Raw genomic sequence first — 11,593 nt, 5'->3', positions numbered from 1 at the left:
GATGCCGGATCGGCCGGGGGAGCGCGACGAGGCAGCGATCGACACGGACCGATGGCGCGGAGCGGGCGACCGGATCGAAACCCTGCTCGACGCGAGTTCGGCCGGTGGCGTCGTCGCCCGTGAGCGCGCCGAGCAGCTGGTGCGCGAGGTGTCCGATCTCTACGGCGCCGGTTTGGCGCGGATCCTGGACCTGGTCGATCAGGGTGTGCGCGAGCGGCTCGTCGCCGACGACCTGATCGCGAGCCTGCTGCTGGTGCACGGACTGCACCCGCACGACGTGGACACCCGCGTGCGCGCGGCCCTGGACAGCGTGCGCCCGTATCTGGGTTCGCACGGTGGTGATGTGGAGCTGCTCGGCGTGCACGAGGGTGTGGTGCGCCTCGAACTGTCGGGGAGCTGCCGTACCTGTCCGTCGTCCTCGGTGACCCTGGAACTGGCCGTGGAGGACGCGGTGCGCGCCGCGGCGCCGGAGATCGAGTCGATCGAAGTGGCGGCCGCGCAACCCGAGTCGACGGAGTCGCTGATCTCCGCCGACTCGCTGTTCGCCCGGGTGCACGCCGAGGCCCATCCGGTGGAAGCGCACGGGAGCTGGATCGCTGTGCCGGAACTGGGGGAACTGGGTGCGGGTGAGGTCGGTGGCTTCGTGATCGGCGGTCAGGCGGTGCTGGCCTGCCGGGTCGGCGACGACCTGTTCGTCTACCGCGACCACTGCCCGTCCTGCGACCAGTCGCTGGCCGGTGCCGCCCTGCAGCGCCGGGTCGGCTTCCCGGTCGGTGACGCGGTGCTGCGCTGCCCGACCTGCCTGGCCCACTATGACGCCGTCCACGCCGGCGCCAGAGTCGACGGCGAGGGCCATCTGGAACCGCTGCCGGTGCTGGTGCGCGCCGGGGAACTGTCGGTGGCCGTCCCGATGGAGGTGGCCGGGTGAGTTCTCCGCTGGGGGTGCTGCGGCGCCTCACCGTCGATCGCAAGCCCGCCGTCCCGGCGGGTGAGCGGTGCGAGATGTGCGCGGAGACCATCGCCGCCGAGCATCAGCATGTGGTGAATGTCGAAGGGCGCCAGCTGTTGTGCGTCTGCCGGGGCTGCTACCTGCTGTTCACCGACCAGAACGCAACCCTGCGGTATCGCGCGGTGCCCGACCGCTACCTGCGGTTCCCCGGCTTCACCATCAGCCACGGTGAATGGGATGCACTCGAGATCCCAGTCGGCCTGGCGTTCTTCTTCGACAACTCCGCGCTCGGCCGCACCGTCGCGTTCTATCCGGGACCGATGGGCGCGACCGAATCCGAACTCCCCCTGGACGAGTGGCGCACCATCCTCGACCGGCACCCGGAGATCGATGTGGTCGCCCCCGATGTCGAGGCGCTGATGATCCGGGTCCCCGAGCGCGGCACGGCTGAGGCCGCCTGCCTGCTGCTGCCAATCGACGCCTGCTACGAATTCGTCGGCCGGATGCGGATGCTGTGGCGCGGCTTCGACGGCGGTCAGGACGTGCACCGGTACCTCGACGAGTTCTTCGACGCGGTGTCGGCGCGGGCACGACCGGGTGGTGTGTGATGTGCCCGGCCTACTCGACGACCTTCGCGGTCATGGGGATCCAACCCGAGCCGTACGCGGCGACCCCCGCGCTGTCCGCGCGGATCGGCATCGCCGTGCTCGGTGAGGAACCCGTGCACGCGATCGCCCTGCGGGCCCAGGTCCGGATCGAACCGCACCGGCGCGGCTACACCGACGAGGAGAGCGCGGGACTGATCGACCTGTTCGGGCCGCGCGAACGCTGGCGCGACACCCAGCGCTCCTTCCTCTGGATGCACTGCGCCACCATGGTCCCCGGCTTCCACGGCGGTGCCCAGGTGGACCTGCCCATGCCGTGCACCTACGACTTCGAGGTGAGCGGATCAAAATACCTCCATGCTCTGCGCGAGGGCACCGTGCCGCTGATCTTCCTGTTCAGCGGCACCGTGTTCATCCGGGGCACAACGGGTTTCGCGGTGCAGCAGATTCCGTGGGACCGCGAGGACAAGTTCGAGATGCCGGTCTCGGTCTGGGAGGACCTGATGACGGCGCACTTCCCGAACGCGGGCTGGCTGCGCCTGCAACGCGACACCGTCGAGGCGCTGGCCGCCTACAAGTCCAGCCACGGGCTGCTCGGCTTCGACGACGCGGTCCTGCGCCTGCTCGAGGACAGCCCATGAGCACCGAGCCGACGAGGTCGCAGGCCAGGGCACGCGCGGTCGCCGACGCGGTGCTCTACGAGGGCTACCTGCTGTACCCGTACCGGGCGAACTCGCGAAAGAACCAGTCGCGCTGGCAATTCGGTGTGCTCGGCCCGCTCGGTGCGGCCACGGCCGGGCTCGGTGAGGACTCGGAACTCTCGGCGCAATGCCTGCTCGACGCGGGCGAGCGCGCCGTGCTCACGCTGACCGTCCGGTTCCTGCACCTGCAACGCCGCACGGTCGAGGATGCCGGGGGAGCGCCGGTCGCCGACCTCGTCGTCGACGGCCGATCGTGGATCAGCTGGGACGAGGCGGTGGAGTGCGAGCACCTGATCGGCCCGATGTCGCTCGCGGATTCGACCGCGCACCTGTCGATTCCGTCCGGAACCGACCACGAGACGATCCCCGGACCCGATGGCACACCGGCCGGGCGGCTGGTCCGTCGGCGTGAGCGTCTCGACGGTGCGGTCGAGGTGCGCGTGGCGCGCGACGAGCGATTCGTGCGGCTGAGCCTCACCCTGCGCAACACCGGCGCCCCCGTGACCGACCAGCACGACGCCATCGCCCGCTCCCTGATCGGCGCGCACGTCATCGCCGAACTCGACGACGGCCGGTTCGTCTCGCTGCTCGAACCCCCGCCCGACGCCGAAGCCGCCGTGGCCCGCTGTGTGCACCACCGCTGCTTCCCGGTCCTGGCCGGGCCGCCCGGTGACCACAGCATCGTGCTGGTCTCGCCGATCATCCTCTACGACCATCCCGAGATCGCCGAGCAGAGCGAGGGACCGCTGTTCGACTCCACCGAGATCGACGAGATCCTCACCCTGCGCGTCATGACCATGACCGAGCAGGAGAAGGCCCAGGCCCGCGCGACCGACGAGCGGGCCGCGCAGATCATCGACCGGTGCGATGCCATGACACCGGAGGCCCTGCAGCAGCTGCACGGTGTCCTGCGTGATCCGCACGCCGAACCCGCCGCGTTGATCCCCGAGGTGCCCGACGGGGTCGACTGGTGGGATCCGCTGGCCGACAACGCTGTTCGCCCGGAGGCCGACGCGATCCTGGTCGGCGCGGTCCGGGTCAGCAACGGCAGCCGCGTGCGCCTGCACCCCTCGCGGCGGGCCGATGCCCACGATCTGTTCTACGACGGCCGGATCGCCCGGGTCGTCACCGTGCACGAGGACGTCGACGGGCAGGCGCACGTCGGCGTGGTCATCGAGGACGACCCCGCCGCCGAACTGCACGAATGGTACGGCCGCTACCTGTACTTCGCCCCGGAGGAGATCGAACCACTCGACAGCCCACGAGAATGAGAGAAGGGGTCAATCATGGCCACGATAGGAATGATCGCGGTGGCGTGTGCCGCCGTGGTGGCGTTCGCCGCCGCGATACTCGGTGTCCGATCGATACCGGACCTGCAGCGCTACCTGAAGATGCGCCGGATGTGAGATGACGGCGCGGGTGCTCGTCGCCGGGATCGGCAACATCTTCCTCGGCGACGACGGTTTCGGGCCCGAAGTGGTGCGACGGCTCCCGCCGCACGGTGCTCCCGTGCGGGTGGTCGACTACGGCATCCGCGGCATGCACCTGGCCTACGACCTGCTCGACCCCTGGGACGCGCTGATCCTCGTCGACGCCGTCCCCGACCGCGGCACCCCCGGCACCCTCGCGGTCTTCCACGCCGAACCCGACCCCTCGGGCGCGGCCCAGCTCGACGCCCACGCCATGAATCCCGACGCCGTCTTCGCCAGCGTCCGAGCCCTCGGCGGAACCCTGCCGCCCACCGTCGTCGTCGGCTGCCAGGTCGCCTCGGTGGAGGAGGGCATCGGCCTGTCCGAACCGGTCACCGCCGCCCTGGACCCAGCCGTCCACGCGGTTATGGAGGTCATCGCACGACTGTCCGCCGAACCGAATGATCAGGCCACCGTGCCGCGTGGTCCTGCCGCCGACCTCAGCCGCCCCGGTGCGGTGGTCAGCGGTCCGGACGCTGCGCCAAGCGGTTCGGGCGCTGACTCGAGCGACCCGGGGGTCATACCGAATGGCCAGAGTGCGGAGTCGGGTGGTTCGGGCGCTGCACCTCATGGTTCGGGTGTCGTGGCGGGTGGGTCGGCCGCCGGGGCGAGCGCAGCGGGTGGCGAGTCGCGTGGGTCGGCCGCGGTGCCGCGTGGTTCCGGTGGCGGCCTGCGCGAGTCGCTCGCCGCGTGGAACCGATCGGGAGGGTGAACCATGTGTCTCGGTATTCCCGGACAGGTCGTGGAGATCCTCGACGGCTATCACGGTCAGCTCGCGTTGGTCACCGTCTCCGGCGAGGACCGGAAGGTGAATGTCGGTCTGCTGGAGGAGGATCCCGTGCGGCCCGGCGACTGGGTGATCATCCATATGGGGTTGGCGGTGGAGAAGACCGACGAGGCCGGTGCCGCCAGTGCGCTGGCCGGGCTGAACCTGATGGGGCGGGGCGAGCAGCCGTGAGTGCCGACCGGCAGCGTCGTCACCTCGTGGTCCGCGGGGTGGTACAGGGCGTCGGGTTCCGGCCGTTCGTCTACACCACCGCCGCCGAACTGTCCCTGTCCGGCTCGGTCGCCAACGACAGCTGCGGGGTGATCATCGAGATCGAAGGCGCCCCAGGAGATCTCGACGAGTTCTCGCGTCGGCTCCGCGACAACCCGCCCCCGCTGGCCGTCATCGAATCGGTCGACCAGATCACCGTCGCGGTGCGCGGCGGCACCGGCTTCCACATCGCCGACACCACCCGCGCCGACGGCGGCCGCACCCTGGCCTCGCCCGACATCGCGATCTGCGCCGACTGCGCCACCGAACTCACCGACCCCACCGACCGCCGCCACCGCCACCCCTTCATCAACTGCACCAACTGCGGCCCCCGCTTCACCATCATCACCGACCTCCCCTACGACCGCCCCCGCACCTCGATGGCGGACTTCCCGATGTGCGCCCGCTGCGCCACCGAATACACCGACCCCACCAACCGCCGCTTCCACGCCCAACCCATCGCCTGCCCCGACTGCGGGCCCCGCCTGACCTACATCGCCGCATGGCCGTCCGCCGCGACCACAGGCGATCGCTCGCACCTGCCTCGCTCCGACCTCGGCGAATCCCAGGCCACCAGCACCGCCCACTCGGACGACGGCGTGCAGCCGACCTCCAGCGATCCCGCCGACGCACTGGCGGCCGCACGAAACCTGTTGCGCGAAGGGGGGATCCTCGCGGTCAAGGGCATCGGCGGCTACCATCTCGCCTGCGATGCCACGAACGAGCACGCAGTGGCCACCCTTCGAAGCCGAAAGCGGCGCGGCGACAAGCCCTTCGCGGTCATGGTTCCCGACCTTGCCGCCGCACGCACCATCGCCCAAGTCGACGACATCGCCGCAGCGCTCCTCGCCGGTCCCCAGCGCCCGATCGTCTTGCTCGCCCGCAAAGCGCCCGCCGTCGACTCTCCTGTGATGGGGGCTTTCGCACCGAGAACGCAAGACCGGCAGTCCGGCGACCACAGGCCCGACGAGCCGAATGGCCTGATCGCCGGCAGTCGTGACGAATTCGGCCGCTCGACGGCCGGCGACTCCGGCGGCTGCGGGCAATCGGCCGTCGGCACTGCCGCTCTCACCCTGTCGGAAGCTGCCGGCAACTCTGGGGTCGGGACCACCCGTCGCGCCATCGCACTCGCTCCGTCGGTCGCGCCACGTAACCCCGACTTGGGCGTGATGCTGGCCTACACGCCGCTACACCTGCTGCTTTTCGGCCTGCCCGGTGACCCTCCCGGTCCGCAGGTGCTGGTGATGACTTCGGGCAATCTCGGCGGTGAGCCGATCTGCTACGACGACGAAGACGCCCGAACCCGACTGGCCGAACTCGCCGATGGCTGGCTGTCGCACGACCGCCGCATCCTGACACCCTGTGACGACTCGGTGGTGCGCGTGGTCGACGGGATCGAACTGCCGCTGCGTCGTTCGCGCGGTTACGCTCCGCTGCCGGTGACCTTGCCGGTTCCGGTACCGCCCACCCTGGCGGTCGGCGCGGACCTCAAGAACACCTGTGCCGTGGGGGAGGGCCGCTACGCCTGGCTCAGCCAGCACATCGGCGACATGGACGACCTGGCCACGCTGCGCGCCTTCGGCTTCGCAGCCGAGCATCTCGCGGAGCTGACCGGCGTGCAACCGACACAGCTCGTCGCCGACGCGCACCCGGGCTACCGGTCCACCAGCTGGGCGCGCACCCATGCCGAAGGTCGCCCGGTACACACCGTGCAGCATCATCACGCGCACATCGCCGCCGTCATGGGCGAACATGGACTCGGACCGGAGGAGACCGTCGCTGGAATCGGCTTCGACGGCACCGGATTCGGACCGGACGGTGCCATCTGGGGTGGGGAGGTGCTGGCGGCCGGGTACAAGGGCTACCGGCGGCTCGCGCACCTGAAGTACGTGCCGCTGGCCGGTGGTGACGCCAGCGTGGCCCGGCCGTACCGCATGGCGCTGGCCCACCTGTGGGCCGCCCACCTGGACTGGTCGGACACGATTGCCTCGGTCGCCGCCTGCCCCGCCGACGAACGCGCCGTCCTGGCCCACCAATTCGACACCGGACTCGGCTGCGTCCCCACCTCGAGCATGGGCAGGCTCTTCGACGCCATCTCGTCGTTGGTCGGTGTCCGCCACACCGTCGACTACGAGGCCCAGGCCGCGATCGAACTGGAGGCGATCGCGCGCGGCGTCGACACCGGCTCGCACACCTACCGATTCGGGCTCGACCACACCGGCGCCGGTGCCGACGACCTGCCGACCGTGGGCACCGAACCGGCCGTGATCGACCCGGGTCCGGTGGTCGCCGCCGTGGTCGCCGATGCCACCCGCGGTGTCCCGGCCCCCGTCATCGCCGCCCGCTTTCACCACGCCGTGGCCCACCTGGTCCTCGACCTGGCCCAGAACTTCGCCCCGCCCCCGACCACCGTCGCGCTGTCGGGTGGCGTGTTCCAGAACGCGCTGCTGCTCTCGGCGGCGCGCACCCTGCTGCGCGACAACGGATTCCCCGTCATCACGCATCGCAGGCTGCCGCCCAACGACGGTGGCCTCGCGTTCGGGCAACTACTCGCTGGTGCGGGTTGAGGAAAGGAGAGCAGCGATGTGCCTGGCAGTTCCGGGAAAGGTGCTCAGCCTGCACGAACGCGACGGCACGGTGATGTCGGTTGTCGACTTCGGCGGCGTGCACAAAGACGTGTGCCTGGAATACATTCCGGACGCAGCGGTCGGTGACTACGTGGTGGTCCACGTCGGGTTCGCGATCCAGCGCCTCGACGAGGAGTCGGCGCTGCGCACACTGGCCGAATTCGAGCACCTCGGTGTGCTCAACGAGGAGTTCGGCGACGGGTTCGCCCTCGCCGCCAAGCAGTCGGGCCTCCCCGATCCCACGGCACGACCGGCAGCGTCCGACTCCGGCGACGACACGGAGGTGACGTCATGAAGTATCTCGACGAATTCAGCAATCCCGAGCTCGCGAAGAAGCTGCTGGACCAGATCCACGCGGCCACCTCGCATCGCTGGGCCATCATGGAAGTCTGTGGCGGACAGACCCATTCGATCATCCGCCACGGCATCGACCAGCTGCTCCCCGACGAGATCGAGATGATCCACGGCCCCGGCTGCCCGGTGTGTGTCACCCCGCTCGAGGTGATCGACAAGGCGCTCGAGATCGCCGCGCAGCCCGGGGTGATCTTCTGCTCCTTCGGCGACATGCTGCGGGTGCCGGGCAGCGAGCGCGACCTGTTCCGGGTCAAGAGCGAGGGCGGCGACGTCCGGGTGGTGTACTCGCCCCTGGACGCGCTCACCATCGCCCGCGAGAACCCCGACCGCCAGGTGGTGTTCTTCGGCATCGGCTTCGAGACGACCGCACCGGCCAACGCGATGACCGTCTATCAGGCCAAGAAGCTCGGCATCGAGAACTTCTCGCTGCTGGTCTCGCACGTGCTGGTGCCGCCCGCCATCGCCGCGATCATGGAGTCGCCGAGCTGTCGCGTGCAGGGGTTCCTGGCCGCCGGGCACGTCTGCAGCGTGATGGGCACCGAGGAGTATCCGCCGCTGGCCGACAAGTACGGCGTGCCGATGGTGGTCACCGGTTTCGAGCCGCTCGACATTCTCGAAGGGATCCGCCGCACCGTCACCCAGCTCGAGGACGGCAGGCACGAACTCGAGAACGCCTACCCCCGCGCGGTCCGCGCCGAGGGCAATGCGGCCGCGAAGGCGATGCTGACCGATGTCTTCGACGTCACCGACCGTGCCTGGCGCGGGATCGGCGTGATCCCCAGCAGCGGCTGGCGGCTCTCGGATCGCTACCGTGCCTACGATGCCGAGGACCGGTTCTCGGTGAGTGATCTGCACACCGCCGAGTCCTCGATCTGCCGCTCCGGTGAGGTGCTGCAGGGACTGATCAAGCCGCACGAGTGTGCCGCGTTCGGCAAGCAGTGCACACCGCGAAACCCGTTGGGCGCCACCATGGTGTCCTCCGAGGGCGCGTGCGCGGCCTACTACCTCTACCGGCGCCTGGACCTGCCCGCGGAGGTGGCTCATGCGTGAGGACAACGCGGCGGCGACCTTCGACATGGAGAGCTGGGTCTGTCCGATGCCGCTGCGTGATTCGCCGACCATCGTGATGGGTCACGGCGGCGGCGGCGCGATGTCGGGGGAGCTGATCGAGCACCTGTTCCTGCCCGCGTTCGGCTCCGCCGCCGACGCGGGCATGGGTGATTCGGCGGTCCTCACCCTCGGTGGCGTGCGGTTGGCGTTCTCGACCGACTCGTTCGTGGTGAAGCCGCTGGTGTTCCCCGGCGGGTCGATCGGCGATCTGGCCGTGAACGGCACGGTCAACGACCTGGCCATGTCGGGTGCGCGCCCGATCGTGCTGTCCACGGCGTTCATTCTCGAGGAGGGCACCGCGCTGGCCGAGATCGCCCGGGTCGCCGAGGCCGTCGGCACGGCCGCGCTGGCGGCCGGGGTCAAGCTGGTCACCGGCGACACCAAGGTGGTCGACTCCGGACACGGTGACGGGATCTTCATCAACACCGCGGGCATCGGCATGGTCGACGACGGCGTCGACATCCGGCCGCAGCGGGCCCGGCCCGGTGATGTGGTCCTGGTCAGCGGTGATATCGGGGTGCACGGCGTCGCGGTGATGAGCTGCCGCGAGGGCCTGGAGTTCGGCACCACCGTGTGCAGCGACACCGCACCGCTCAACGGCCTGGTCGCGGCGATGCTGGCCACCGGCGCGGACGTGCACGTGCTGCGCGACCCGACTCGCGGTGGTGTGGCGGCGACCCTCAACGAGATCGCCGGTGTCGCGAAAGTCGGTGTCGCACTGGATGAACGGAAGCTGCCGGTGCCCGACGCGGTGCGCGATGCCTGCGGGCTGCTCGGCCTCGACCCGATGTATGTGGCCAACGAGGGCAAGCTGGTCGCCTTCGTCGCACCCGAGGACGCCGACCGGGTCCTGGCCGCGATGCGTGAGCACCCGCTGGGCACCCGAGCGGAAGCCATCGGCGTCTGCGTCGAGGAACATCCAGGCATGGTGGTCGCCCGCACGGCACTCGGCGGCACGAGGGTGGTGGATCTGCCCGCTGGCGAACAACTTCCACGAATCTGCTGACCGGAGGTGCCACCATCGACGGAACCGAACTGTTCGCCCGCTACGCCTACGCCCCCAACCGCCTCGGCTACTGCGGCCCCCGCGACGCCGAGGCACTCCACGGTGGCTCCGCAGCCCAGATCCGCGCCCTGGCCCGCGAGTTCTCCGGCGCCTGGCCCTACCTGCGAGTCATGGCGAAACTGACCGGCATCACCGACCCCCTGGACCACCGCCTCGTCGAGTCCTACTGGCTCGGCGGCGGCATCGGCGCCGACCTCGACCCCACCACCTTCACCACCGAACTCCTCGCCCTCATCGAGCCGATGGCAGGCCACTACTGGTCACACCTGACCGCCGACCTGTCCGACGAGGCCGCCGCCAACCACGGCTTCCACGTCTTCGCCATCTACCCGTGGTCCCGCCTGCTCGACCGCGGCACCGGCGAACACCCACTCCGCATCCTCGACAGCTGCCGCATCACCCCCGCCACCGTCGTCACCACCGGCCTCACCGTCCGCAGCCGCCGCCTGATCCGCGACGGCCCCCTGTTGGCCCTGTCGGAACCCGAACTCCGCCAGGTAGCGTTCGATGACGCACGCCTCGCCGCCGCCCTGCACCCCGGCGACCACGTCGCCCTGCACTGGGACCACGTCTGCGCCCGCCTCACTCCCGACCGACTGATCGACCTGACGACCAGCACCGACCGCCAACTCGCCGTCACCAACCGCCGCCTGTCTCGTCAGCTGAACCACGTCGAGTGACTGGGATATCGCCGCCACCAAAGCTGTTCCACCGCAATGGTCCAGGCGGTTCTCACTCAGAGTCGCAGCACGAGGGTGTAGCGGGCGCTGTGGATTCGATCACTTGACCTGAATTGGGCCTGGTGAACGATCTCTGAATCAGGGCACCGGGCCTAACGTTTCGGTATGAACTGGTCTTCACCGATCTCTTCGTCGGGCGACTCGTACTACACATTGCCCAACGAGTGGGACTTCGCGGACGAACGCCTTGCGTTGCTCGGCGCGGCTTATGATCCGGAAAGTATTGCGCTTGCTCGGCGGCTTGGCGTGGGTGTGGGGTGGCGGTGTCTGGAAGCCGGGGCCGGTGGCGGATCTTTTGCGCGCTGGCTGTGTGGTGCGGCGCTGCCCGGTGGCCGAGTGCTCGCGGTGGATGCCGACACGCGCCATCTCGCCGACTTACCCGGTCTCGGTGGTGAAGTCGGAGAGCTCGACCTTGTCACCGATGAAATCCCCGAGCGTGCATTCGATTTCGTTCATACCCGATTCGTGCTGCTACATATCGCCGATCGGGAGGTCGTTCTGGAGCGATTGGTTCGAGCGCTGGCGCCGGGTGGCGTACTCCTCCTCGAAGAAGGCGATGGGCTGGGCGTACTCGACGAAATGCCAGGTGCGTTCGGCGAGGTCTGGCGTGCTTTCGCGCGGTCGACCGAGATCGCGGGTGCCAGCCAATCGTGGGCCCGGGACTTGCCCATGCGTTTGGAGTCGCTCGGGCTCGACGACATCCACGTCGACGCGGACATCCCGTTCTTTCGTGGCGGCTCGGCGATGGCGCGCATGTGGAGCCTCACCTGGGCGCAGGCACATGACACCCTGGTCGAGCTCGGTGTCTCGCCGGAGGTGATCGGCACCGCGCAGTCGGAGTTGGAGGACGAACGGCAATGGCTGTACGCCCCGCCCACAGTTCGCGCATGGGCTCGCCGAGGCGAGCTGCGCGATCTGTGAGCGGATCCCATCGTT

At 69.5% G+C, this 11,593-nt stretch carries 12 protein-coding genes and 1 pseudogene; all 13 read left to right on the top strand.

What is annotated here, in order from left to right; genetic code table 11:
* Position 1 precedes the first annotated feature (1 nt).
* The 13 genes and pseudogenes from ACFVVM_RS11985 (at position 2) to ACFVVM_RS11925 (ending at position 11,578) form a co-directional block, all read left to right on the top strand.
* A complete protein-coding gene (locus tag ACFVVM_RS11985) occupies positions 2-928 on the top strand; it encodes a NifU family protein (protein ID WP_387616462.1) in 927 nt (308 codons plus the stop codon).
* Positions 925-1,557 (top strand): DUF5947 family protein, encoded by a 633-nt coding sequence (locus ACFVVM_RS11980; RefSeq protein ID WP_387616460.1) that lies wholly within the window; start codon positions 925-927, stop codon positions 1,555-1,557. The genes ACFVVM_RS11985 and ACFVVM_RS11980 overlap by 4 nt, the downstream gene beginning before the upstream one ends.
* Positions 1,557-2,195 carry a DUF6084 family protein gene (locus ACFVVM_RS11975; RefSeq protein ID WP_387616458.1) on the top strand — a complete coding sequence of 213 codons (639 nt, stop codon included), beginning with the start codon at positions 1,557-1,559 and terminating at the stop codon, positions 2,193-2,195. The genes ACFVVM_RS11980 and ACFVVM_RS11975 overlap by 1 nt, the downstream gene beginning before the upstream one ends.
* The gene (locus ACFVVM_RS11970; protein ID WP_387616456.1) at positions 2,192-3,526 is read left to right on the top strand and encodes a hypothetical protein; all 1,335 of its coding nucleotides are present in this window, start codon (positions 2,192-2,194) and stop codon (positions 3,524-3,526) included. Before ACFVVM_RS11975 ends, ACFVVM_RS11970 begins: the two co-directional genes overlap by 4 nt.
* Before the next feature lie 15 nt (positions 3,527-3,541).
* Positions 3,542-3,661: a DUF6893 family small protein gene (locus tag ACFVVM_RS11965; protein ID WP_387616454.1), complete on the top strand. Its 120-nt coding sequence runs from the start codon at positions 3,542-3,544 to the stop codon at positions 3,659-3,661.
* A 1-nt stretch (position 3,662) separates the two neighbouring features.
* A pseudogene (locus ACFVVM_RS11960) lies at positions 3,663-4,139 on the top strand (hydrogenase maturation protease); the annotation flags it as partial.
* Between the two features lie 300 nt (positions 4,140-4,439).
* Positions 4,440-4,682 (top strand): HypC/HybG/HupF family hydrogenase formation chaperone, encoded by a 243-nt coding sequence (locus ACFVVM_RS11955; protein ID WP_387616452.1) that lies wholly within the window; start codon positions 4,440-4,442, stop codon positions 4,680-4,682.
* On the top strand, positions 4,679-7,327 hold the full coding sequence (locus tag ACFVVM_RS11950; protein ID WP_387616450.1) for a carbamoyltransferase HypF: 2,649 nt from the start codon (positions 4,679-4,681) through the stop codon (positions 7,325-7,327). The genes ACFVVM_RS11955 and ACFVVM_RS11950 overlap by 4 nt, the downstream gene beginning before the upstream one ends.
* 16 nt (positions 7,328-7,343) lie before the next feature.
* Positions 7,344-7,682 carry a HypC/HybG/HupF family hydrogenase formation chaperone gene (locus tag ACFVVM_RS11945; protein WP_387616448.1) on the top strand — a complete coding sequence of 113 codons (339 nt, stop codon included), beginning with the start codon at positions 7,344-7,346 and terminating at the stop codon, positions 7,680-7,682.
* Entirely contained in the window at positions 7,679-8,791 is a 1,113-nt protein-coding gene (gene hypD / locus ACFVVM_RS11940; RefSeq protein WP_387616446.1) for a hydrogenase formation protein HypD, read from the top strand. Before ACFVVM_RS11945 ends, hypD begins: the two co-directional genes overlap by 4 nt.
* Positions 8,784-9,857 (top strand): hydrogenase expression/formation protein HypE, encoded by a 1,074-nt coding sequence (gene hypE / locus ACFVVM_RS11935; RefSeq protein WP_387616444.1) that lies wholly within the window; start codon positions 8,784-8,786, stop codon positions 9,855-9,857. Before hypD ends, hypE begins: the two co-directional genes overlap by 8 nt.
* Positions 9,755-10,597, top strand: coding sequence for a DUF6390 family protein (locus ACFVVM_RS11930; protein WP_387616842.1), 843 nt, complete (start codon positions 9,755-9,757; stop codon positions 10,595-10,597). The genes hypE and ACFVVM_RS11930 overlap by 103 nt, the downstream gene beginning before the upstream one ends.
* A 165-nt stretch (positions 10,598-10,762) precedes the next feature.
* Complete coding sequence (locus tag ACFVVM_RS11925; RefSeq protein ID WP_387616442.1) at positions 10,763-11,578, top strand: class I SAM-dependent methyltransferase; 816 nt, start codon at positions 10,763-10,765, stop codon at positions 11,576-11,578.
* The last annotated feature ends 15 nt before the right edge of the window (positions 11,579-11,593 follow it).

Origin of the sequence: Nocardia sp. NPDC058176 (genome assembly GCF_042883805.1) — a bacterium.
Taxonomy (GTDB): domain Bacteria; phylum Actinomycetota; class Actinomycetes; order Mycobacteriales; family Mycobacteriaceae; genus Nocardia.
Note: the sequence above shows the minus strand (reverse complement) of the source record. Positions and strands in the feature narration are given on the sequence as shown.